This window comes from Halovenus aranensis, from assembly GCF_900100385.1.
In the GTDB taxonomy this organism is placed as follows: Archaea; Halobacteriota; Halobacteria; order Halobacteriales; family Haloarculaceae; genus Halovenus; species Halovenus aranensis.
This window is the reverse complement of sequence record NZ_FNFC01000009.1, coordinates 47069-69942: the sequence shown is the minus strand read 5'-3', so window position 1 is coordinate 69942 and position 22874 is coordinate 47069. Positions and strand designations below refer to the sequence as shown.

Sequence of the window (22874 nt, the reverse complement as noted above, 5' to 3'; positions counted from 1 at the left end):
TATACAGCAACTCAGGTCAACATTGACGACTCTATGAGTGCCGAGCCCTCGGTTTTCTGGTATCGGACTGCTATGTCTTCATCCAGAATGAACGTAGCCCCATGGGTATTCGAGACAACGACACTACTACCGGGCACGCCAACCCTGCTCGTGCCCGGTAGTCGATACTTTGCGGCGGCAGCCGTGTCGTTACTGCGAAGGCTGTGATGTCTGAAGGTAGTCCGGAAGACGCTCCTCGTAGCCTGCCGCTTCTGCTCGTTGGATCAAGTCAGTAACGACATCTGTCTTTGCCTTAGTGTAATCGCCAGGGTCGTCGGCGTGGTTCTCGACGGCTTCACGCTTGACCTCTTCATACTCCCTGCGTGCATCGGCATGATTGCGAAGGTAGTCACGGAAAAGAATCTGGTTTCTGATCTTCTCTTCGTCGTCCATCGTGTGCATCCTGTGGAAGACAGCATAGTCGTCGGCCCAGTTTATAAGCAGTATTGAGGTGTCCGTCGCGGAGAACCGCTCAAACTCTTCGTGTTTCGCTTCGATTCGTTCTGCCGTCGCATCCATATGTTCAAACGAGTCGAAGGCGACAAGTACGTCCAGTGCAGGTTTGCCGGGCACGTCCGGAATCGAAGTACTTCCAACGTGGTGAACGCCGAGCAGTCCTTCTTCAGCAGCCGCCTGCAGCCGTTCCTCCTCGCGCTTATATTTCTCTGTCCAGACCGGATCTTCAAGCAGTGTAATATCTTCGTCGGGGTCCATTGCTGGACGAGAACGTAGCATCTGCTACCGGAAAAAATTAATCGTTTGAGTTTAATTTACTACCTACTTACCATTTCGTACCCAATGTATTTAAATGTTTTGGATAGTCCAGCGGTAAGGTCGTTGAGAGTGGATACCCGTCCATTGGTTTGGGCAGCAAGTCGTGGAATCAGTCTCTTCCGGGTTTCAGTCCCCGGAATGTCGGGTGAACTGTCATGGAAGACCCCCACCCTGTAGCTTGCATATCAGTACGGACACCATTCAAATCTGGCAGTTTCTTTGACGGTCAGTCCACACCGCTATCCATTGATTATATACTCATTCATTATGTCCGCGCCGAAGGCGCGGTTCACTCGGCGCGAACGCAGTGAGGGCCGAGAGAGTTTTTCCCCAGGTTTTTGCGACCGAGCGAGTTGCGGGCCGGCGGCCCGCAACTGAATGTCGTGGCAGCGAAGCCGCCACGCTGCTCCCGCAGCGAACGTAGTGAGTGAGGAAACCCGAGGAAGCAAAAAGTGGTAGTGCGCGGTCCGGGATTTGAACCCGGGCCATGAGCTTGGAAGGCTCAGGTCCTGCCACTAGACCAACCGCGCGCATCTACCCGTACCAGTTCCACCTTTAAGGGAATTTCTGTTCGCTGTCACCCGAGCAGTCGCGCTGGGGGGTGCCGGACGAGCGGGAAGACTCTTGGCCCTCTGGAGCCAGCGGTCGACCATGGTCCGACCGTACGACGACGCCGAGGCGCTCTGGGAACTCAAACGCGGGTTCGAACGCGAACTCGGCAGTTCGACGGGCGACGAGGCGAAAGCCGACGCCTACGAGGGCAAACTCGACGCCGACTACAGGGCGGAGTATCTCGACTGGGTCCGGCGCTGTGTCGCCGAGCAAGAGCGGGCCGTTCAGGTCAGCGAGCGCGACGGCGAACTCGCGGGCTACGTCTTCGTCCTCCCCGAGTCGCTCGCGTACATCTGGGACGCGGCCGTCCTCAACGAGATTTACGTCCGCCCGGCGTTCCGGGGCGACGGGGTCGCAGACGAGCTGATGGAGGCGGCGCTCGCGCTCGCCCGCGAGCAGTCACTCCCGCTCGATAGGCTGGTCCTTGATGTCGACAAGAAAAACGACCGCGCGCAGGCGTTCTACGAGCGGTGGGGCTTCGAGGGCTGGGGCGAGATGGTCGCCCGCGAGGTGTAGCGTCGTGGCGGTCGCCGCCGGGTAGGGATTTTAGTAGCCACTCTGTGAAGACAGGGGTATGTCAGGAGTCGATGCAGACCTCAGAGACGCGTTCGAATCGGAAGGCTACGACGTTGCAGACGTGACCCGGAACCGACGACAACTCCGAATCGAGATACTCGACGACGAGGCAAGTGCCGAACAACTCCGTGCGATTACACACGAGGTCGTCGACGAGGCGGACGTCCTCGGGCTGGATGTCTCGACGGAGTCCACCGAGGGCCGAGACGCGATGACGACGGTCGTCAGCTTCCGGTATCGGAGCTAACGTCGAGTGTCTCGTAGACGAACGCCCACTTATCGAGCGTCTGTTCTATCTCCAGCGAGGTGGGCGTCCCGGTCCCGTGGCCGGTCTCTTCGACGCTGTGATAACAGATCGGGTCCTCGCCCGTCGTTGCTTCCTGGAGTCGGGCAGTCATCTTCCGGGCGTGGGAGGGGTGGACCCGCGTGTCGCCGGCGGCGGTTGCGAACAGCGTCGCCGGATAGGGTCGCTGTTTGACGTTGTGATACGGCGAGTACGACCGCAGCCACTCGAAGGCCGCCTCGTCTTCGGGCGAGCCGTACTCGCCGGTCCAGGCCTGGCCGAGCAGGAACGTATGAAAGCGGAGCATATCGAGCAGCGGGACCGAACAGACGAGTGCCCCGAACAGGTCCGGGCGACGGGTGAGCGCCGCGCCGACGGTCAGCCCGCCGTTACTGCCACCCCAGCCCGCGAGGCGGTCCGCGCTGGTGTAGCCTGCCTCGACGAGGTCCTCGGCGACGGCCTCGAAGTCATCGAAGGTGTGCTCTTTGTGTTCACGGGCGCCCTGTTCGTGCCACTCCTCGCCGAACTCGGAGCCGCCGCGCAGACACGCCAGCGCGAAAACGCCGCCGTCTCGCAGGAACGGCAGCCGGTAGGGGTCGAGGCTCGGCAACAGCGGGATACGAAAGCCACCATAGCCGTACAACACCGCCGGCGCGTCACCGTCGAGGTCGATATCCGAGCGGTGGACGACGTAGACGGGCACGCTGGCGGCGTCGGTGGACTCGACCCAGCGGCGCTCGACGGTCAAATCGAGCCCCTGCTGTGGGTCGAGTGCCTCGGGCAGTGTCGGCGACTGGAGGACCGCCCAGCCGTCAGGCCCGGCGTCGGGTCCTGTCTCGGCGTGGATGATGCTCGTCGGTCTGTCGAGTCCCTGGAGGAAACAAAACAGTTCGGCTGACTCGCGGTTGCTCCCGAGGCCGCCTCGGGGGATGCCAGCAAACTCCGGGAGCGAGAGCTCGTAGCGCTCGGTCCCGTCGGCCTCGTGCAGCGAGACGACCGAACTCGCGTCCCGAATCCGGTGGATTGCGACGCCGTCGCCGACAGGTGCGAGCTGTTGAATCGTGTCGGCGGACTCGGGGACGACTGTGTCGAAATCGTCGAGTTCCGAAGCGTCGGCAACCGTGGCGGCGTCGTGGGCGAGCACCCGTCCACGCGGCGCGCCTGCGGTCGTGTGGACGTAGACCCGTCCCTCCTGCAGCGTCGGCGTAAGCGGTGCATCGAGGTCGGTCAAGACCGGCTTGAGGTCGCCGTCGTCGAGCGCGAAGAGTTCGCTGTCGGTGCCGAGTTCCCCGACAGTCACGAGGACGACACCTGATTCGGGACCGACCTGCACCGCCGGCCACCGCTCGGGGTCGAAGTCGGCAGTGACGAGTCGGTCCTCACCGTCGAGTTCGTGATATCGGAGCTGCTTGTCAAGCTGGCCGCCCTCGTCGGCAGCGCCGGTCGCGCTGTAGTAGAACCCGCGGTCGTCCCAGGATGCACCGTTACAGCGGCCGACATCGTCGATACTGTCGACGACATCGCGAGCGTCGACATCGAGGACTCGGAGGTCGTACTGTTCGGTTCCTGCATCCATCAGTCCGTAGACGACGAGCGTCCCGTCCCAGTTCGGCTCGAACCACTGCAGGGAAACCGTCTCGTCGAGGTCTGTCGGGTCGACGAGCGTCCGGGGGTCGCCGTCGGGCTCGTCCCGGACGGTCAGCCGTGGCTGTTCGGCCTCGGCTGGTTCGATACGCTGGAAGTACCGCCCGCCCCGAACCGTCGGCAGGAAGTAGTTCTCGCGCCAGCCCAGTTCCTCGAAGGCCGGTTCGAGCGATGCCCGGCGGTCGGTCTGGATGACCGTCTCGGTGTATTCGTTCTGTCGCTGTTCCCACTCGTCGACGCGGTCGTCGTCGCCTTCGAGCCAACGGTACGGGTCCTCGATGGACTCGCCGTGGAGGGTGTCGGTGACGGGCTCGCGCTCTGTCGTGGGGTAAGTTGACATGGGTATTGGTGGTGTGAGAAGGCTCTTTGCTGTTGTGGTGTCGGATTGTGAGAGTTGAGGCAATCGTTTTATACGCGGTTGACGTACCAACATATATGAAAGAACGACTTATCGGCGCGTTCCGACGCGCACGGTACGCGGCAATCGGCGCGGCAATCGGCGCATTCCTCGGCGGACTCGTGAGTCGCAACGGCGCGAGTACTGGCGGTGCGACCGGCGCGCTCTTGGGCGCACTCGTCGGCGAGAAACGACACGACATCAGCGGCGTCTTCGAGGAGATGGGGTCCGACGACACCGAGAAAGGCGACGACGAGGGTCGACTCTCGCAGCTCCGCGAGTCCGCGACAGACGACTAGGCCGACAAGCGCCGGTTTGATAGTGATGCCACCCAAGATATAGCCAGTGGCAACCGAACGCAAAGGTATCGACATGACCACCGGGGCAATCGCCCCGAAGGTGCTGGCACTGTCGTGGCCGCTCGTGTTGGGGAACCTCCTCCAGACCGCCTACAACCTGGCGGATATCTTCTGGGTCGGTCGCGTCGGCTCTGACGCCGTGGCGGGTGTCTCTCTGATGTTTCCGCTGTCGTGGATGTTCGTCTCGACGGCGGTAGGGCTGACAGCCGCGACCATCGCGCTCGTCTCGCAGTACGTTGGCGCGGACGACCGCCGCAAAGCCGACCACGTCGTCGCTCAAACCGTGTTACTGGCGCTTGGCGTCTCGGCAGTCCTCGCGACGCTCGGGTTTCTCTTCCGCGAGGAGTTACTGGCGCTGATGGGCGCAGAGGATGCGGTCTTCGACGCGGCGCTTGCCTACATCGAAGTCATTTTTCTTACACTTCCGCTGACATTTCTGTTCTTCGCCTTCCGGGCTGCACTCCAGGGCGCAGGCGACACGCGGACGGCGATGTGGCTTGTGTTCATCTCGGCGGGGATGAACGTAATTATCGACCCGTTTTTCATCCTCGGCTGGGGGCCGTTGCCCGAGATGGGGACCCGCGGTGCCGGCTGGGCCACGTTCGTCGCCAGAGCGTTCGCGGCCGGAACGGGTATCGTCATCCTGCTCCGTGGCGGCTTCGGCGTGAAACTCTACCTGCGTGACCTCGCGCCGGACCCGACGCTGTTGAAGAAACTGGTCGATGTTGGCTATCCGGCGACACTCGACGGCTGGGCGCGGAGCTTCGCATCGGTGGCGATGGCCGCATTCGTCACCCCATTCGGAACGGCCGCCATCGCCGCCTACGGCATCGGTATCCGGCTGATGTCGGTCACTTGGTCGGTCGCCGGCGCCGTCGGCCAAGCCGCCGCGACCGGTGTCGGACAGAACCTCGGCGCGGACACGCCCGACCGCGCCAGGCGCGTGACGTGGGTCGCGACAGCGGGAACGATGGCGATGCTATTTGTCGCTGGCGGTATCTGTATCCTCGTCCCGGAGTTCCTGATTGGGCTGTTCGACGACAGCGCCGATACTGTCGCCGAGGGACGCACCTTCCTCACTGTCATCGCCCCGTTCTGGGGCTTTTTCGGCGGGACGATGGTTATTCAGGGCGCGTTCCGCGGCGCGGGCCAGACGAAAGTCGCGATGGCACTGTCAGTACTGGCGCGCTGGGTGTTTCGCATCCCTATCGCGCTCGCGCTTGCGTTCTCGTTTACCATCACGGTCCCCGTTCTCGACCTCCAGATTGCCGCGCTCGACCTCGGCGTCATCGGCGTCTGGGCCTCCTTTGCCATCGGTGCCTTCGTGACGTTCTTGCTGGCCGCTTTCTGGTTCAGTCTCGGTCGGTGGGCCGAAGGCGTTATCGATGACGACGCTGTCGACGAGACAGGTGCCGCCAGCACCGAGCAAAGCGAGTCCAGCAGCGGCCTCCAGGCCGACTCCGAGACCGAGGTGAACACCGACGACTGACAGTCTTCAGCGACACGGCGGTTCGGTGACTCGTTCACTGGTGGTCCGTGGCGTGTCCGAGGTCTGTCTGCGAGGAATTCGTACGCCCTAACTGTCATCTCCATCGAAGCAAACATGTTTTCACAGCTATAGTTTAGTATTAAAAATGGCAGTTTAAATGACATACCCTCGGAGTATGAGATGCATGCAACAGGGAACTGAGATAGTTGGCCGGTACATTCTCGCGTTTGTAGAGAGTACTGGCAAAGTTTCGCCAGTGTTTGAACGAAAGACGAGGAAGATGTTCGCTGAGAACGACCTCGACGTAGACAGCATCTCCGAGAATTCCTGGCACGATGCGCTAAACTACGCGAAAGCGATGGACCAGGTCAAAGACGAGGTCGGGAGCAAGACTATCACCGAAGCCGGTATCGAGCAGGCAAAAGCTGCCCCGTGGCCGGACCACATCGAGACAGTCGCCGACGGGCTACAGTTTATCGTCGAGGCCGACAGAGATGCCCACCGTGGCGGCTACGAGGGTGGGTACGTCGTCGAGGAGACGGGAGACCACAGCGCTCGCATCGGCATCAAACAGGGCGCGCCGTATCCGCTGGAGAATTTCAAGGGTGTGTTTCTGGGCGCAGGGCGGCAACTGTCTGACGGCTCTGTCGACCTCTCGGAAACCTCACCAGGCCCGGACGAACAGGCGGCCTTCGAGCTGACGTGGTAGCGTTCGCCTCCGGTGAGACAGTTCGAGTTATCTATCCGTTCTGGCTGTCTAAGCGAGTCAGGGGAACATACTTGCAACTACAGCGCAACAGGAACGCATGTACGTAGAGTTCATAAACAACAGAGATGTTCTCTCTGATATACGGGACACGTACCCGGATATCAAGGTCAATATTAGCCATCTCACCGCGACCAGCCGTTTTCCGCTCCGGCTCACCTGTTCGGTCCGTGGCAACACCGAGCGCTTCGAGGCGCGTGCACATGCAGACCAGCACGTCGAGACGTTGCAGACGATTCTCCAGGAAGACAGCCGGACGCTGTATCATATCTACGTGGGGTCGGGGACGGTCGACGAGCGGGTGTACAATGCGGCGGTCAACGCCGGCGGCGTTCACCTCAACGCACAGAATATGAATTCCTGCTGGTATACGAAGATGAGCTTCCCCGATAAGGCGTCGTTTACCGAGTTCTGGGATACCATCTCCGAGGAGCCAATCGAGACCGAGATAACGGTGATGCGCGACGGCACATTCCACATGTCCGAGGAGGCGTTCGGCCTAACACAGAAACAGCTCGAAATCATCTGGGAGGGGCTCAAGACCGGTTACTTCGAGGTACCACGCGAGACGACGCTCCAGGAACTCGGCGAGAAACTCGACATCACGACACAGGCGGCCTCGATTCGTCTCCGCAAAGGCGTGAAGACGCTGGTCGAGAACTCCGTCTACGACGCGTTCGACCCGGAGGCATAAGACGCCACAGCCCCGGCTATCGACCGCAGGAAGAAACTGCTATTCACCTCGAACACGTCTGCCGAGCTATGGAACTCGTCTCGGTAGCTGCGGTCGCAGACAACGGTGTTATCGGAGACGACGGGGCGCTCCCCTGGCCGAGCATCCCCGCCGACAAGGCCCAGTACAGGCGTCGCGTCGCCGACCACCCGGTTGTTCTCGGCCGGAGGACCTTCGAGTCGATGCGCGAGGACTTGCCCGGTTCGGCCCAGTTCGTGCTGAGCCGGAGCGAACGCAGTTTCGACGCCGAAACGGCAGTCCACGTCGACGGCGTCGAGGGGACACTCGACCGCGCACGCAAACACGACGCCAGCCGGGTCTACGTCCTCGGCGGCGGCGCGATTTATGCCCTGTTCCAGCCCCATCTCGACCGGATGGTGCTCAGCCGCGTCCACGGCGAGTACGACGGCGACAGCTACTATCCGGAGTGGGACGACGAGGAGTGGGAGCTGCGCGAGGAGACCGACTTCGAGCGATTTTCTCTCCGGGAATGGGTGCGAACGAGTCCCGACGAGTAACCGACGTGTTTTTTTAGGCCGTTTCCCTCTGGTCTGACGTGTACAGCCTGAACGTCCCCGTTCCGGGACAGGTGGCCAAGCTAGCTGGCGAACTCGCCAGAGACCTGCCCGAAGCCTACCGCCGCCCCCGGGGCGAACACACGCTGGGCATCAAACGCCTCGTCGGCGACGAGTCCTACAGCCGGCTGGAGACGAAAGCACGCGAGGCGATAATCGGCCAGCCGGGGTTCGAGTGTCGCGTCACCGGTATCGATTTCTTCACCGACGTTCCGAAAGGAAGCTCGCCGGTCGTGTATCTCGCTGTCGAGTCGCCGGAGCTACACCGCCTCCACGGCCGCCTCGCTGCGGTGTTCGAGCCGGTCGAAGGCGTCGAAACGCCCGAGTACTCCCCACACGTGACGATTGCCCGGGGCGGTTCGCTCGACCGGGCGAAACGGGTCGCGTCCCGTGACATCGACGACATCACGTGGGCTGTCGACGAACTGGTCTTCTGGGACGGCCAACACAACCAGCCCGTTAGTACCGTCTCGCTTCCAGCCTAAAGCGCCTCGCGTGCCTCTGTGAGCGTGAACTGTCCTTCATAGAGTGCGCTCCCGACGACCACCGCATCGGCACCAGCCGCCCTGAGCGAACGGATATCCTCAATGGCCGCCACGCCGCCGCTGGCGACGACCGGAATGTCGACGCTGTCTGTGAGGTCCGCGACCGGCTCCGTCTGGACGCCGTCGAGTTGTCCCTCGACGTCGACGTTGGTAAAGAGGATGCCCCCAGCACCCAGCTCCTCGTAGCGCTGTGCGGCCTCGGCCGGAGCGAGCCCGGTTCCCTCTGTCCAGCCGGAGACGACGACCTCGCCGTCTTTGGCGTCGAGGCTGACGAGCACGCTTCCGGGATGGTGGTCGCTAATCGCCGCAACGATGTCGGGGTTCTCGACGGCGGCGGTCCCGAGGATGACGCGGTCGACGCCGCCGTCGAGGAGGTCGGTTGCGTCCTCGACGGTCCGGATACCACCACCGAGCTGGACCGGCAGGTCACACGCCTCGACCACCGCTTCGATTGCTGTCGCGTTCTCGCGCTCACCTTCGAAGGCACCGTCGAGGTCGACCAGATGCAGCGTCTCTGCACCGGCCTCGACCCACTCTATCGCCGCCTCCATTGGGTCGCCGTATGTCGTCTCCGTACCCCGCTCGCCGCCGACGAGCTGGACGACCTGACCGTCCTGTACGTCGACCGCCGGAATCACCTCGAACTCGGGAAACATAGCTGAGGGTGGGTAACCTGGAGAGGAAAGGGTGTTGGTGTCTCGTCAGTTGCCGGTCCGTGCTAGCTCGGCGAGCAGGTCCTCGACCGTGCGGTTGAGGTCGTCAATTTCGTCGCTGTGTCTGGACACCTCGTCGACGACCATGTCGGCCTCGGCGGTGAGGTCCTCGGCGCTCGTGACGGACTCGTCGAGCATGCTCGCGACCTCCTCGGTGGAGGCGGCCTGTTCGTCGGTCGCCGTCGCGACCTCGGCGATACCGTCCGAGACCTCCTCGACGACGCCGTGGATGTCTTCGAGAATCTCGACCGACTCCTCGACGTTCTCGATACCCTCTTCGACGCGCTCGTTGTTGCGGTCGAGGCTCTCGACGGCGACCGCCGTGTCCTCCTGAATCTGTGCAATCATGTCCTCGATACGGCCGGCCTGGTCCTGGGACTCCTCGGCGAGTGATTTGACTTCCTCGGCGACGACAGCGAATCCTTCGCCGGCCTCGCCGGCGCGGGCGGCCTCGATAGAGGCGTTCAGCGCCAGCATGTTCGTCTGGTCGGCGATGTCGTTGATGACGTCGACAATTTCGTCGATTTCCTCGACCTGCTGTTGGATCGTCCGGACGTTTTCGGCAACCTCGTCTGCGGCTTCGCTCACGTCCTCCATCGAGTCGCTCACCTCGGTGGCTGTCTCCTGCCCTTCCTGTGCGAGCTCGCGAGCCTCCGAGGCAGCCGAAGACACCTCTTCGGAGGAGGACGCAATCTCCTCGACCGATGCAGAGAGGTTCGACACCTCCTCTGCGACCTGTTTGATTCCCTCGGACTGTTCTTGTGTTCCCTCTCGAATATCCGCGATGCGTGCCGCGATATCCTCGGCCGAGTCCTGCAAGTCTGCAAGCGACAGCTGTACTTCGTCGGCCGCTTCGTGGGCGTGTCCGCCGTCGGCGGCGACGCGCTGTTCGGCAGTGTCCGTCGTGTCGGTCACTTCCCCGGGTGTCTGCCCGTCGTTCATCGTAGTTGTGGCTATCGACCACTGGCATAAACGTGTTACTCAACGGCGCTGGGGAGTCGGGACAGTCAGTCGTCTGCAGCGACTCTCCCAGCCGGCTCGCTCCTCTGGAGGCCGGTCTCGTCGGTCGCGTCAGCGACGGTCTCGGCCACCTCTCGTGCCTCGCGGACGCGGCTCGGAATACCCATCCGGGCGGTGTAGTTCGTCGCCATCGTCACGTCGGCGGGCAACTCCAGGTCCTCCAGCAGCCACCACGACCCGTCCCAGGCGGGGAACCCGGGGTCGAGGCGCTCGACGGTGATGACCGAGGCCGGGACACCGACGGCCGCTTCGAACTCTTGGGCCGCGATTTCGCCGAGGCGCTCGTCTGACTCCTCCAGAATCTCAGGGTCGTGCATCCCGCCGAGAAACGCCGTCTGAACGCCTTCGCGGCCGAACATCCGGCCGTTCCAGGAGACGCCCAGGGTGTGAACGTCTTCGCCGTACCCCACCTGGTACCCCTTCCCGACGCGGTCGTGGTCTGCCTCCAGAAACGCCATCGCGAGGGGATTGTATCGCAACTCGTCGAGGTCGCCGACGCCCTCGCCGAGTCCCGAGAGCAGGTCGCCCGCAGCGGCCGCCGGCGTCGTCACGACGACGTGGTCGACCACGTACGTGCCGTCGGGCGTCGTGAGACGGTACGGGCCACCGTCCTCCTCGGCCGCAACGCTCTCGCTATCGCGGGATTCGATGGTGGTGACGGGTGTCTCTAGCTCGACGCGGTCGCTGTAGGTCTCGGCCAGCGCACGCGGGAGCCGCTGGTTTCCTCCCTCGAAGGAGACGGGTGGCGCGGTGTGCCCGTTGCCGACCCGCTGGCGGAAGGCCTGAAGCAGACTGCCGGCCTCCTGCTCGCGTTTCAGCAGGCCATCGAGCGCGAAGGCGGCGGGCATTTCCATCGGGTCCGAGCCGTAGATGCCGCCGTACAGCGGGCCGATGAACTTCTCGTAGGCCTCGCGGCCGAACTTGCGGACGAACAGCTCGCCTGCGGTCTCCTCTGGGCGGCCCTCGCGGGTGAGTGGCTCGGTCGCCATCCGGAGCTTCCCTCGCCAGGAGAGCAGGTCCGTCCGGAAAAACGCCGACACCGACAGGGGAGCGCGGCCGAGGTCGCCGTCAGCGTAGACGTAGAGCTCTTCTTCGTCGGCTTCGATGAACGCGTCGGCGACGCCTGCGGCCTCGGCCAGTTTGGCCACGCCGGGGGTCTTGCGCATCCGCTGTGGCCCGACCTCCAGCACGTGGCCGTCGACCTCGCGCGAACAGATGACGCCGCCAGGCTCGTCGCTGGCTTCGAGCGTAACGCTGTCGATGCCGCGGTCGGCGAGGTGATGTGTGACCGCCAGCCCGGTGATGCCAGCCCCCACGATTCCGACGGTGTGTCGTTGCTCTGTCATTGTGGCGTTAGTCGCTCCGCGGTGCGTTCAGACACATCGTCCCCGGTTCGTCGCGGCACTGACACTGCCGGTACTGGTAGTACTCCGGCTCGAAATCCGCGAGGAACGGCTCGACTAGGTCGGCGAACAGGTCGCCGAGGCGCTCGTCGTCGTGCGGGATTGGCACCCGGTAGAACTCCTGGTCGTCGCCGATTGCGTCCTCTTCGAGCTCGATGTCGAGTTCAGAGAGCGTCTCACTCTGTTCGTGCAGGAAGCTGACGGGGTCGACGACGACGCGGTCGTGGTCGAGTTCCTCGACGAGGTCCTCGGTTTCGGGTTCGGTCCAGGCGATGTCCCGGTTCCCGTGGTTCTGATAGCCCAGGTGGTAGTCCTCGATACCGACCATCGAGGCGATTGTCTCACAGAACTCCTCGACGTAGATGTCGTAACGGCTCCCCTCGTCGAGGTAGTGTGCGGGGGTGCCGTGTGCAGAGAAGACGAATGCTGTCTCGGGGTCGTTGGGGTCGATGTCGTTGTCGGTCAAAAACGACGAGACAGCGTCAGCACGGACGCGGTTGTAGGTCGGGTGTTTGTGCCAGCCCGTGATGCCGCGAACGTCGATATCGACGCCCTGCTCCTCGACAGCGTCTTCGAGTTCGTCGAGTGCGAGGACGTTCGTCGAGGCACCACACAACGGGTAGACTGGGAGGCCTACGAGCGTCTCCATGCCGTCCTCGTCGGCGGCCTCGACGGCGTCCTCGATGAACGGCTCAGTGTACTGCATTCCGTTGTACGTGGTCACGTCGTATCCCCTCTCCTCTAGGGCGGATTCGAGCAACTCACTCTGTGCGATGGCCTGTTCGTTGAGCGGTGACCCCCCGATTTCCTCGTATTCTTCGATCAGCCCTGGGGCGCGACGCTGTGCGAGCTGGTGAGCGCGCTCCCGTGCCTCCTCTTCGGTGTCTGCCTCCTCGAGGTCCGCGTTTGCGAAGAAGATGCGTTCGAGATAGGCGACGACGCGGTCCCGTTCCGGTTCGCCAGGTTCACCGAAGTTCAGCAGGACAATCCCGGTATCCATACGGGAGGCTTGGACTAAACTAAGGTAGTTCTGTCGCTTGTTCCCGGCTGCTGGAACCCGCTCTGACCCGATATGTCTCGCGTGTATCACCCCCGTCACCGAAATTAGTTATGAGCATGGGTAATTATTTAACGGTTCTCTCGGTAATACTAGGCGTGATGGCAGCCAGCAATCAGACAGTCGCAGTCGACCACCCGACGGTGGTGCCAGAGAACTTCGACCCCGAGACCGAGGACTGTTCAGTCTGTGAATCGTCTCCCTGCGAGTGTCGATGAAACCAACCTTCTTGTAGGCGACACCTGAAACGGTGGTATGGGCCTGTTCGACCGACTCCGTGGCGACGACCGCCCCCGAGTTGCTGTCATCGGCATCGACGGTGTGCCCTACAGTCTGTTATCGAGTCACTTCGAGGAGTTCGAACACCTCGGTGCGCTCGCCGACGAGGGGGCGGCAAGCGCTATCGACAGCATCGTGCCGCCGGACTCGAACGCGTGCTGGCCGGCGCTGACGACTGGCGTCAACCCCGGCGAAACCGGTGTCTACGGCGCGACTGACAGAGAGGTCGGCACCTACGACACGTACATCCCGATGGGACGAGACGTGCAGGCGACCCGTGTCTGGGGGCGCGTCCACGACGCCGGGCGACAGGCGACGGTGCTGAACGTTCCGGTGACCTTTCCCCCCGAGCGGGGCATCCAGCGGATGGTGTCTGGCTTTCTCTCACCGGAGCTAGACAAGGCAGCCTACCCCAACGAACTCCGCGAGTACTTGACAGACATCGGCTACCGCATCGACACCGACGCTCATCTGGGCCATCAAGACGACAAGGAAGCGTTTCTCGACAACGCAAACGAGACACTTGACAAGCGCTTCGAGGCGTTCAAACGCTACATCGAACTCGACGACTGGGACCTGTTTTGGGGCGTGTTTATGACGACCGACCGGGTCAATCACTTCCTGCTTCGCGACTACGAACAAGACGGCGAGTACGCCGAGGCGTTCATGGAGTTCTACCGCAAGCTGGACCGCTACATCGGTGAGTTACGCGCGGCCCTGCCCGACGACGTGACTCTCGTCGTCGTCTCAGACCACGGCTTCACGACGATTGACTACGAGGTCAACTGTAACGAATGGCTCGCGCGGGAGGGCTGGCTCGACTATACGACCGACGAGCCAAGCGACCTCGCCGATATCGCCGACTCGACGCGGGCCTACTCGCTCGTCCCAGGTCGGTTCTATCTCAACGTAGAAGGTCGCGAGCCACGAGGCGCTGTCGCCGAAGACGAGTACGAGTCGACGAGGGCGGAGCTGAAAGCGGCCTTAGAAGAGCTGACCGGCCCAGACGGGAATCCGGTCGTCGAGCGCGTCGAGACGGCCGAGGAAGCATTCCGGGGAGACCACGCAGATATCGCGCCCGACCTGGTGGCGATTCCACACGACGGCTTCGACCTGAAGGCGTCGTTCAACGGCACGACGGACGTGTTCACACAGACACACCGCAGCGGGATGCACACCTTCGACGACGCCTCGCTGTTTATCGACCATCCCGACGCCCGGATACAGGACGCCGACCTCTACGATATCGCGCCGACAGTGTTGTCGCTGCTCGGTATCGAGTACGACCGCGGCGAGTTCGACGGTGCCACGCTCGTCAAGTAGCTAGAACAGGTCGTCGAGTTCGTCGTTCTCGAACTCCTCGACTGGGTCGCGCTCTTCGGCGGCCTCGTGTGCCTCCCGGGCGCGTTGCATGAACTCCTCGATGCGCTGGGAGCGCTCGACACCGCCGAGCAAGACGAGTGAGGCCAGACGATCGCTGTCGAGCGGAAAGTCGCCGCCACGGACCTGCAGCGAGCCAGTCTCTTCTTCGAGCCACTTGCGGGCGCGCTCGACACCCTTCCGTGGAATGCGGTCCGGGTCACCGGCGACGACGAGGAGTGCGGCCTCGGCGTCGACGGCGTTTGGCAGGCTCATCCCGGTAAACAGCGCCTTCCGGGTGATACTGGTAACGGTATTGACGTTCTCGCCGGGGTCGGCCGACGCCTCGGCACTGGCGTAGCCAAGCGAGGCGATACCGCCGTCTCGGAGCGTGTTAATAATCTCCGAGGAGTCGACGACACTCTCACCGACGCCTTCGACAGCCTCGCCGGAGGCAAGCAGGAGGCCGATGCGCTGGGCAATCTGGTCGTTGATGTGGTCGAACCCCTCTTCGAGGGTCTCCTCGCTGCTCCGCCACGCGTCGTTGTCGATGAGGAGGGACGCATCGGACTCTCGGATGACGGTCTTCAGTGACCGGCCGGCGTTGGCCTGGTAGAGTGCGCCCTCGTCTCGGCCGGGGAGGATGCCGAGGACGTAGACGGGAACCTCGTAGACCCGCCGGAGTTCACGGGCCAGCGCGGGCGCTCCACCGCTGCCGGTGCCGCCGCCGAGGCCGGCGACGATGACGACCGCCTCTGCACTCGTCGAGATGCGGCCGTCTAATGCGTCCATCACCTCTGTGGACTCGTCTTGCATAATCTCTGCGGCGAGTTCGTTGTCGCCGCCGACGCCGTGGCCTTTCACCCGGTCTTGGCCGATGAGCATCGTATCGATACTGAGGGATTGTAAGTCTGCCTTTGCAGTGTTGACGCCGAACGCACCCTGCACTGCATTGAATCCCATATCGTGGTCGAACTCCGCCAGGACCTGTGTCACCTTGCCACCGGCCTGGCCGACCCCAATCAGGACGACTTGCATGTGACCTTGTTTTCACTACCCCACCATGTAACTGTTGCTGACTCTCAGCTGTGTTTGTGTCTTGGCTTTGTGACCGTCGGCAACGGGACACTGTTGGCCCCGGAATTCGCCATAGCCGACGTTCGAAAGCTACGAGTCACTCTCTCCCGAGAGCGAAGACATGACACAGTCGTCTCGGTCGGCGTTCGCACTGATTGCCGTTGGCGGCTTCGTCGGTGCCGCTGGGCGTCACGTGCTTGCGGTTTCGTTGCCGACTGCCTTTCCATGGGGGACGCTCGCGGCGAACGCGCTCGGGGCGTTCTTGCTCGGTGCTCTCGTCTCCGACCGGCGCCTCGCTGATCGACTGAGCGCTCAGACACACCTGCTTGTCGGGACCGGGTTCTGCTCGTCGGTTACGACCTACAGCACGTTCGCCGCACAAACGGTGTCGCTGTCGCCCACCCTCGCGGTTACGAACGTCGCCGCGAACTACGTTCTCGGCTTCGCGGCCGTCCTGTTTGGCCACGCCGTCGCGAGGTGGGGGACGTGAGTGAGCTTCTGCTGGTCGGGGCCGGCGGCGTGCTCGGCGCGTGGGCGCGGTATCTGCTCGGCCAGCGCGTCGAGCGACGGCTTCTGGATACGCTCGCGGTGAACGTCCTCGGCAGTTTCGCGCTCGGCGCGTTGCTCGCACTTCCGGCGACACATCCGCTCTCGCTCGTCTTCGCGGTCGGGTTCTGTGGCGCCTTCACCACCTTCTCGACGTTCGCCGTCGAAACCGTCCACGCCGTCGAGACGGGAGACCGACGGCTGGCAGTGGCAAACGCCGCAGTCAACCTTCTGGGAGCGACCGTCGCCGTCGCTGCCGGCGCGACCCTCGTCGCGGTTCTAAGCTGAGGTTCACTCGTCGCCGACCGGCTTCCGCCGGAGGGCGTCGATGTTGTCCTGCAGGGCGTTGAGCTGTGATTCGAGCTGTTCGCGGCGGTCGATGAGTTCGCTCAGTTCGTCGGTGTTGACCGAGTGGTTCTGTGCGAGCGCGGCCTCCAGAGAGTCGTTGGTCGCTTCGACGAGGAACGTGGCGGTCTGGAGGACTTCGTGTGGCGCGCCCTTGTAGTCGTAGAGATTGACGCCGCCGGAGGCCGCCGAGTACGCGACCAGGGGCACCTCTTCCTCGCGGTGATAGCTCGTCGTCACATCGAGTTCGGTTATCGGATTGCGCCGGTCCTGTGTGACCTCGATGCGGACCAGATAGAACGGCTCGGCGAGCGAGGGGTAGGTTTCGGCCAGGTCGCGCAGGGTATCCGCCGGCCCGACGCCGAGTTGGGCCTCGACGTCGCCGAAGAAATGCTGTGAGTTCGTCAGCGCCAGCGCGACCGTATAGAAGACCTCCTGGTTGTGTTCGGCGAAATCGCGAATCCGCTCGCGCAGTTCCTCGTGTTCGCCTTCGATGGACAGCTTCTCGAACTCGTCGAGCAGGGCACGCGTCCCGCGCTCGTGGTCCAGAAACTCCTCGACGACAGTCCCGAGCATCTCCTGGCTGTCCACGTCGTCCATATCTCCCAGTTCGTCGTCATCCACCTTACCGTTTCGGTCGGTCGCCGCGCTCGCTCAGTACGGCCAGCGACCACCTGTCTTGAGTTCTTGGACGTAGCCGTCGTCGATTGTCTCGCGGATGTCATTCCTGGCTCTCGTTTCGACGGTCACGTCCTCGTCGGCCAGACGGGCGACCCCCTCGGCAAGCAGGACCGAGAGGTCACGCAGGTCACGGCTGTCGAGTTTGTCCAGCGTGTCGGCGTGCGTATGGCCCCAGCCCCGGCCCGAAGACTCGGAGACGCTGCCGGCCATAACCGCTGGCACACCTTCCTGAACGAACGCCCACTGGTCGCCGTGTGGCGAGATGGTCGACCGCGTCGACAGCGGTGCGTCGAAGGTCTCGGCGACATCCTCGAACACCTCTCCGAGCGCGTCGAAGCCGTTTGTCCCGACCCAGAGGTTGCGCGACGAGCCAGCGCCGTCGATGTTCACCACGCATTTCACGTCGTCGAGGTCCCGCGTCTCTGCCCAGTGGTAGGCGCCGCGCAGGCCGATTTCCTCGGAGCCAAAGGTGACGAATCGGACGGGATGGTCGAGGTCGTCCTCGATACTTGTGAGAAGCCGGCCGATTTCGGCGACGAGGGCAGAGCCGGTGCCGTTGTCGAGCGCTCCGTCGCTGATGTCGTGTGCGTCGACGTGTGCGGTGACGAGCACCGCCTCACCGTCTTCGGGGCCGAGCCGTGCCGCGACGTTGCGCGAGGTCGCGGGCTCGTTTCGACACTGGGAGTCGACGGTGACCGTCGTGCCTTCCTCGGCGTAGCGGGCGAGTCGCTGCCCGACCTCACTGCTGACGCCGACGGCCGGAATCGGGCCGGGGCGGTTGCCGTAGCCCACTTCGCCGGTCGGCGGCAACGCGCCGTCGATGTGGTTCCGGAAGACGAAGGCGGCCGCGCCCTCTGTGGCGGCGTTGGAGTACTTCTCCATCCGGTGAATCCAGCGCTCGGCGGAGTCGGGCGTCTCGCTCGATGCCATGACGACCGCGCCGTCGATATCTGCGGCCTCGAAGTCGTCGTACCCGCCGGGACCGACGTCGACGACTTCGGCGGTGACGGTACCGGACGGCGAGCCGGGCAACGAGATGACCTCGTGTGTGCTCTCGTGTACGCGTTCGCGTGGCGTCTCGACCGTGAGCGTCGCCTCCTCACGCCACCAGCCGGGGATGTCGAAACGCTCGATAGCTGGCTCGCGGAGCCCGGCCCGTTCGAACGCGTCGCGGACGACGGCCGCACCCTCGGCCTCGCCTTCCTGTCCGGCCATCCGATTCCCGACGTCGACGAGGTCGGTCAGCACCTCCCAGCCGAAGTCGCTGGTCTGTGCGTCCCCGACGACGCTGTTGGGGAGCTTTCGCATACTCGCGGTTAGGCGAGCCCTCACAAGAGCCTGTCCCATGTTGGAATCATGTACCAGCCCGCGTCGGTATCGTCTCGGAGCGCAGTCAGAATATCGTCGGTCGTCTGTTCGACGATGCGGGCAACGGCGGCCGGGTCGAAATTGGTCGGGTCACCGAGGCCGCCCTGTTCGGTCGTATCCGGCCACGAACCGGGGCGACCCGCAGGAGCCAACAACAGATTGCTGTCAGCACTCCTCGTAGCCGTTTTAGTGGTCGGGACTAACATCCATGGTATGACAGATGCCGTGGTCGCCGGCGGCGGCCTCGCTGGACTGGTAGCCACACGACACCTCGCCGACGCCGGACTCGACGTAACGCTGTTCGAACGCGACCAGAAAGTCGGCGGGCGCGTCCAAAGCGACCGCGAGGATGGGTTCGTCCTCGACCGCGGATTCCAGGTACTCTTTCCCTCCTACCCCGCGGCCAGGCGGGAACTCGACCTGGACGCGCTCTCGCTCCGGGGATTCAAACCCGGCGCGACACTCGTCCGGCCCGGAGAGCGGACGACACTGTCGGACCCGCTTCGGGACCCCGGCGCGTTGCTGGCAACGGTACTCAACCGCGACGTGACAATCGGTGATAAGCTCCGCATCCTCCGGCTCAGACGCGAACTCGCCCGAACGTCGCTCGACGACCTCGACGGTGCTGACGACATGGACATTGTCGAGTACCTCGACAGACGGGGGTTTTCCGAGCGGTTCCGCGAGCGGTTCATCGCGCCCTTTTACGGTGGTATCACGCTCGACCGGTCGCTCTCCTCGTCGGCGTTCGTCTTCGCGTACACGTTCAAGATGCTCTCGACCAGCCGAGCGACAGTCCCCGCCGAGGGGATGGGCGCGGTGACCGCCCAACTCGCCGAGTCGGCACGGGAGGCCGGCGCGACAATCGAGGCGGGAACGACCGTCGAGGCGGTCGAACCCGCCGGCGATAGCCCGGCCGACGGTGCCGTCGTCGAGACGACATCGGAGACCATCGAGACGGCGGCGGCGGTCGTGGCGACGGACCCGCCGACCGGCCAGGAGCTGACCGGTGTCGAATCGATTCCCACGGTGGCACGCGGCTGTGTGACCCAGTACTTCTCGCTGCCGACGACCCAGCATCTGGCGGGCAGCGAGCGACTCCTGTTGAACGTCGCCGACGCGCGGCCGAATCAGGTCGCGGTGCTGTCGGCGGTCGCGCCCGAATACGCACCTGAGGGGAAACGCCTGCTCAGTGCAACGTTCTTGGGCGAACAGTCGGCGACCGACGAGCAACTGGCCGAGGAGGTTCGGGCGGCGCTTGGCTCGTGGTTCCCCGAGAACAACTTCGCCGACCTCGAACTGCTCAGGACCGACCGGATTCCGTTCGCGCAACTCTCCCAACAGCCCGGCTTCAGGGGTCAGTGGCCAGCGGTCGACGCACCCGAGGGGGCGGTGTATCTCGCCGGCGAGTACACCGACTGGTCGGCGATACAGGGCGCACTCGACAGCGGACGGGAGGCCGCTGAGGCGGCCCGAGCCGATATCGATGGTCGGTAGCTCACGCTAGCGCTCCTGAAATTCGTTTCAGCGAACGTTTTTGTGGTGTTCCGACGAACACCAACGTATGAGTTCTATGACCGACGGGCCGTCCGAGAGCAACGTGCCGCCGGCGGAAGCGCTCTCGGTCATCGCAAACGAGACGCGACTCGACATTCTCGAAGCCCTGTGGCGAGCCGAGGACCGCCCGGTCCGGTTCTCGGAGCTGTTCGACAGGGTCGACCTCGAGGACAGCGCGCAGTTCAACTACCACCTCAAACAGCTCACCGACCAGTTCGTCGCCAAGTCCGAGGAGGGGTACGACCTCCGGTTTGCCGGCGGCCAGGTCATCCGGGCCATCCGAACCGGGACGTTTACCCGCCAGCCCAACATCGATCCCTTCGACGTACAGGGGTCGTGTACGCGCTGTGGCGGGCCGCTCGTCGCCGTTTACGACGACGAACAGCTCTCGATTGCCTGTGACGACTGCGACAAGGCCCACGGCCAGTATCCGTTCCCGCCAGGCGGGCTGGCCGACCGAACGCCAGACGAGATTGCACAGGCCTTCGACGAGCGGGTCCGACATCTCCACTGTCTGGCCGCAGACGGCGTCTGTCCGGTCTGTAGCGGTCGGATGGAGACCACAATCGAGCGCGAGGAGCCCTGCTGTCTCGACGTGTCGGTTCGGGCCGAACACGTCTGTCAGCAGTGTCGTCACGAACTTTGTTCGCCGGTCGGACTCGTCTTGCTCGACGAGACGCGGGTCGCCTCCTTCTACGACGACCACGGCATCTCGCTGACCGACCGGCCGTACTGGACGCTCCCGTGGTGTGTCGACGACGAGTACACGGCCGTCGAATCCGAGGAGCCACTCACGATTTCGGTCCGGATTCCGGTCGGCTCCGAGGAGCTACACGTCACGCTCGACGAGGAGTTGACTGTCACCGAAACCGCCTGCATCGGCTGTTCGTAAACTGCTCGTTTCCGACGGTTTATCTTCCAGCCGGTCGCACGGTCGACTATGCCAGACGACCACCGTATCCGACACAGCGACGACATCGAGTACGAACAGGTCGAGGCGGCCGACGGCCTCTCGAAGGGCGTCCTGATAAACGAGACCCACGGCGCACCGAACGTCGCCATCCGTCGGTTCGTGCTCGCGGCCGGCGGGACCGTCCCGGAACACACCAACGAAATCGAACACGAGCAGTACGTCCTCGAAGGCGAGTACGTCGTCGGCATCGAGGACACCGAGTACACCGTCAGTGCGGGCGACTCGCTGCACATCCCGGCCGGCGCGGTCCACTGGTACCGCAACCCCGGCGAGGAGGACGGCGCGTTCATCTGTGCGGTCCCGACCGGCGACGACGACATCCAGCTCGTCGAGTGAGAGTGGTTATTGCAGTTCTTTTTATAATCCGGTGACATATATCGCCGTATCACAGTTTGTGACACCGCTGTGACGGTGACATGGTGGGAAAGACTGTGTCAGAGAAATGTTCTCAGCCGGTCAGTAGCGGGTTTATTGACTGGTGAAGAAGATACCAAACAAGAATGGTGTTTGAGGTGATATGAAACATGCAGAGCGTGCATTGACCAAGCTACGTCGGGCAAGCATACGCCGAGCGAAGCGAGGCGTTTCACCGACGACGAGGAACGCAGTGACGAGTCGTCGGCCTTTTTCACCCACGTTTTTCGAGGAGTGGTGCCCGCAGCGAACGTAGTGAGCGAGGACACCCGACGATGAAAAAGGTGGCTGTACTGACCGCTAATCCAACCGTGTGGCTACATGATACGCTCAGGACCCCGATAATCACTACGAGTCCGAAACGGAGGAACTTAGCCGCCCGCAGCCGTCCTCCAGTCCGTGAGCAGACAGCAGTTGCTGGCGACCGACCGACGAACCGTCGGCGCCGTCATGGGACTCGTCTCGGCGGCCTGTTTCGGAACGCTTGCTATCTTCGGCAAGATTGCGACAGAGGTCGGCCTCTCGACGACCACGCTCCTCGTCTTTCGCTTTCTCGTCGGGGCGGCGCTCCTCTGGGCCGGGCTCGCCGTCACCGGACGGGCAACACTGCTCGACAGGCGCGAGAGTCGCGCTGCACTCGCGCTCGGCGTGCTCTATGCCCTCTTTACCGGCTTCTATTTCTGGGGGCTGTTGTTCATCCCGGCGGGGCTTACCGGGCTGGTCTTTTACACCTATCCCGTCTACGTCTACGTCCTTGCGGTCTGGCTGCTCGACGAACCCCTCTCTGGGCGCAAGGTCGGCGCGCTGGCGCTCGCGCTCGGTGGAGTCGGGCTCATCGTCGGCGGCGACCCCGACGCGGTCGATTTCGTCGGCGTGGCGCTCGTTCTCTTGGCCGCGCTCGGCCTCGCTGGCTACGTCGTCGGGAGCCGGGCCGCGCTCGCGACCGCCGACTCTGATGCCTTCTCGGGGACTGTCCTCGTCGGCACCGCAGGGGCGTTCCTGCTCTTTGGCGGCGGCACCGGCCGCCTGACGCTACCGAGTGGCCTCGACCAGTGGCTCGTCGTCCTCGGTATCGGCGCAATTGGAACCGCCGTGCCGATGTTCCTGTATATCGCCGCACTCGACCGGATTCAGGCCAGTCACGCGAGCGTTCTCGGCACCGCCGAGCCCCTCGTGACTGTCGTGCTCGGTATCGTCGTCCTCGGTGAAGCCCCCAGTTGGCTCCTGTTTGTCGGGGGTGGGCTGATTCTCGCGGGTGTCCTCATCATCCAGACCGACAGTTGAAGTAAA

25 protein-coding genes and 1 tRNA gene are annotated in these 22874 nt (G+C 63.5%); 15 read left to right on the top strand and 11 right to left on the bottom strand.

Annotation, left to right across the window (positions count from 1 at the left end):
- Positions 1-189: 189 nt before the first annotated feature.
- Positions 190-753, bottom strand: a complete 564-nt coding sequence (locus tag BLR34_RS10345) for a GrpB family protein (protein ID WP_176765294.1) — start codon at positions 751-753, stop codon at positions 190-192.
- 519 nt (positions 754-1272) lie between these two features.
- Positions 1273-1343 (bottom strand) — tRNA-Gly (locus BLR34_RS10340).
- A gap of 121 nt (positions 1344-1464) precedes the next feature.
- Between BLR34_RS10340 and BLR34_RS10335 the strand changes: the two genes are divergently transcribed.
- Together BLR34_RS10335 and BLR34_RS10330 are read left to right on the top strand one after the other, a co-directional pair.
- The gene (locus tag BLR34_RS10335; protein ID WP_092702697.1) at positions 1465-1941 is read left to right on the top strand and encodes a GNAT family N-acetyltransferase; all 477 of its coding nucleotides are present in this window, start codon (positions 1465-1467) and stop codon (positions 1939-1941) included.
- Between the two features lie 58 nt (positions 1942-1999).
- Positions 2000-2248: a hypothetical protein gene (locus tag BLR34_RS10330; RefSeq protein WP_092702695.1), complete on the top strand. Its 249-nt coding sequence runs from the start codon at positions 2000-2002 to the stop codon at positions 2246-2248.
- Here the strand turns inward: BLR34_RS10330 and BLR34_RS10325 are convergent.
- Complete coding sequence (locus tag BLR34_RS10325) at positions 2226-4268, bottom strand: prolyl oligopeptidase family serine peptidase (RefSeq protein ID WP_092702693.1); 2043 nt, start codon at positions 4266-4268, stop codon at positions 2226-2228. The genes BLR34_RS10330 and BLR34_RS10325 overlap by 23 nt on opposite strands.
- A 95-nt stretch (positions 4269-4363) precedes the next feature.
- Between BLR34_RS10325 and BLR34_RS10320 the strand changes: the two genes are divergently transcribed.
- The 6 genes from BLR34_RS10320 to BLR34_RS10295 all read left to right on the top strand — a co-directional run bounded on the left by BLR34_RS10320 (position 4364) and on the right by BLR34_RS10295 (position 8732).
- Positions 4364-4624: a glycine zipper 2TM domain-containing protein gene (locus BLR34_RS10320; protein ID WP_092702691.1), complete on the top strand. Its 261-nt coding sequence runs from the start codon at positions 4364-4366 to the stop codon at positions 4622-4624.
- Between the two features lie 73 nt (positions 4625-4697).
- Positions 4698-6173 carry an MATE family efflux transporter gene (locus BLR34_RS10315; RefSeq protein WP_092702882.1) on the top strand — a complete coding sequence of 492 codons (1476 nt, stop codon included), beginning with the start codon at positions 4698-4700 and terminating at the stop codon, positions 6171-6173.
- Between the two features lie 280 nt (positions 6174-6453).
- Complete coding sequence (locus BLR34_RS10310) at positions 6454-6882, top strand: hypothetical protein (RefSeq protein WP_176765293.1); 429 nt, start codon at positions 6454-6456, stop codon at positions 6880-6882.
- A 97-nt stretch (positions 6883-6979) separates the two neighbouring features.
- Positions 6980-7633: a helix-turn-helix domain-containing protein gene (locus BLR34_RS10305; protein ID WP_092702687.1), complete on the top strand. Its 654-nt coding sequence runs from the start codon at positions 6980-6982 to the stop codon at positions 7631-7633.
- Positions 7634-7701: 68 nt separating this feature from the next.
- Positions 7702-8190: a dihydrofolate reductase gene (locus BLR34_RS10300; protein ID WP_092702685.1), complete on the top strand. Its 489-nt coding sequence runs from the start codon at positions 7702-7704 to the stop codon at positions 8188-8190.
- A gap of 38 nt (positions 8191-8228) precedes the next feature.
- Positions 8229-8732, top strand: coding sequence for a 2'-5' RNA ligase family protein (locus tag BLR34_RS10295; RefSeq protein WP_092702683.1), 504 nt, complete (start codon positions 8229-8231; stop codon positions 8730-8732).
- Here BLR34_RS10295 and hisA read toward each other — a convergent pair.
- From hisA to hemH, 4 genes are all read right to left on the bottom strand, one after another.
- Positions 8729-9448 carry a 1-(5-phosphoribosyl)-5-[(5-phosphoribosylamino)methylideneamino]imidazole-4-carboxamide isomerase gene (hisA, locus tag BLR34_RS10290; protein WP_092702681.1) on the bottom strand — a complete coding sequence of 240 codons (720 nt, stop codon included), beginning with the start codon at positions 9446-9448 and terminating at the stop codon, positions 8729-8731. The two genes, BLR34_RS10295 and hisA, sit on opposite strands and share 4 nt — an antisense overlap.
- A gap of 45 nt (positions 9449-9493) precedes the next feature.
- Positions 9494-10447: a methyl-accepting chemotaxis protein gene (locus BLR34_RS10285; protein WP_092702679.1), complete on the bottom strand. Its 954-nt coding sequence runs from the start codon at positions 10445-10447 to the stop codon at positions 9494-9496.
- 65 nt (positions 10448-10512) lie between these two features.
- Positions 10513-11871 carry a protoporphyrinogen oxidase gene (gene hemG, locus BLR34_RS10280; RefSeq protein WP_092702677.1) on the bottom strand — a complete coding sequence of 453 codons (1359 nt, stop codon included), beginning with the start codon at positions 11869-11871 and terminating at the stop codon, positions 10513-10515.
- 7 nt (positions 11872-11878) lie between these two features.
- The gene (gene hemH / locus BLR34_RS10275) at positions 11879-12928 is read right to left on the bottom strand and encodes a ferrochelatase (RefSeq protein WP_092702675.1); all 1050 of its coding nucleotides are present in this window, start codon (positions 12926-12928) and stop codon (positions 11879-11881) included.
- Between the two features lie 312 nt (positions 12929-13240).
- On the opposite strand from hemH, the gene BLR34_RS10270 reads away from it, so the two are divergent.
- Positions 13241-14587, top strand: a complete 1347-nt coding sequence (locus BLR34_RS10270) for an alkaline phosphatase family protein (protein WP_092702673.1) — start codon at positions 13241-13243, stop codon at positions 14585-14587.
- Here the strand turns inward: BLR34_RS10270 and BLR34_RS10265 are convergent, their stop codons facing one another.
- Positions 14588-15661 carry a tubulin/FtsZ family protein gene (locus BLR34_RS10265; protein ID WP_092702671.1) on the bottom strand — a complete coding sequence of 358 codons (1074 nt, stop codon included), beginning with the start codon at positions 15659-15661 and terminating at the stop codon, positions 14588-14590.
- A gap of 160 nt (positions 15662-15821) precedes the next feature.
- On the opposite strand from BLR34_RS10265, the gene BLR34_RS10260 reads away from it, so the two are divergent.
- On the top strand, positions 15822-16190 hold the full coding sequence (locus BLR34_RS10260; RefSeq protein ID WP_092702669.1) for a fluoride efflux transporter FluC: 369 nt from the start codon (positions 15822-15824) through the stop codon (positions 16188-16190).
- A complete protein-coding gene (locus BLR34_RS10255) occupies positions 16187-16534 on the top strand; it encodes a fluoride efflux transporter FluC (protein WP_092702667.1) in 348 nt (115 codons plus the stop codon). The genes BLR34_RS10260 and BLR34_RS10255 overlap by 4 nt, the downstream gene beginning before the upstream one ends.
- Before the next feature lie 3 nt (positions 16535-16537).
- Here BLR34_RS10255 and BLR34_RS10250 read toward each other — a convergent pair whose 3' ends face one another.
- The 3 genes from BLR34_RS10250 to BLR34_RS10240 are packed head-to-tail and all read right to left on the bottom strand — an operon-like array spanning position 16538 to position 18792.
- Entirely contained in the window at positions 16538-17191 is a 654-nt protein-coding gene (locus BLR34_RS10250; RefSeq protein ID WP_092702880.1) for a hypothetical protein, read from the bottom strand.
- A 54-nt stretch (positions 17192-17245) separates the two neighbouring features.
- Positions 17246-18580, bottom strand: a complete 1335-nt coding sequence (locus BLR34_RS10245) for a M28 family peptidase (protein ID WP_092702665.1) — start codon at positions 18578-18580, stop codon at positions 17246-17248.
- A 20-nt stretch (positions 18581-18600) separates the two neighbouring features.
- Positions 18601-18792 (bottom strand): hypothetical protein, encoded by a 192-nt coding sequence (locus BLR34_RS10240; protein ID WP_143414149.1) that lies wholly within the window; start codon positions 18790-18792, stop codon positions 18601-18603.
- Positions 18793-18853: 61 nt separating this feature from the next.
- Between BLR34_RS10240 and BLR34_RS10235 the strand changes: the two genes are divergently transcribed.
- The 4 genes from BLR34_RS10235 to BLR34_RS10220 all read left to right on the top strand — a co-directional run bounded on the left by BLR34_RS10235 (position 18854) and on the right by BLR34_RS10220 (position 22868).
- Positions 18854-20137 carry an NAD(P)/FAD-dependent oxidoreductase gene (locus BLR34_RS10235; RefSeq protein WP_092702661.1) on the top strand — a complete coding sequence of 428 codons (1284 nt, stop codon included), beginning with the start codon at positions 18854-18856 and terminating at the stop codon, positions 20135-20137.
- A 67-nt stretch (positions 20138-20204) separates the two neighbouring features.
- Positions 20205-21089 (top strand): winged helix-turn-helix domain-containing protein, encoded by an 885-nt coding sequence (locus tag BLR34_RS10230; protein WP_092702659.1) that lies wholly within the window; start codon positions 20205-20207, stop codon positions 21087-21089.
- 48 nt (positions 21090-21137) lie between these two features.
- On the top strand, positions 21138-21506 hold the full coding sequence (locus tag BLR34_RS10225) for a cupin domain-containing protein (protein WP_092702657.1): 369 nt from the start codon (positions 21138-21140) through the stop codon (positions 21504-21506).
- A 477-nt stretch (positions 21507-21983) separates the two neighbouring features.
- A complete protein-coding gene (locus tag BLR34_RS10220) occupies positions 21984-22868 on the top strand; it encodes a DMT family transporter (RefSeq protein ID WP_092702655.1) in 885 nt (294 codons plus the stop codon).
- Positions 22869-22874 lie beyond the last annotated feature (6 nt).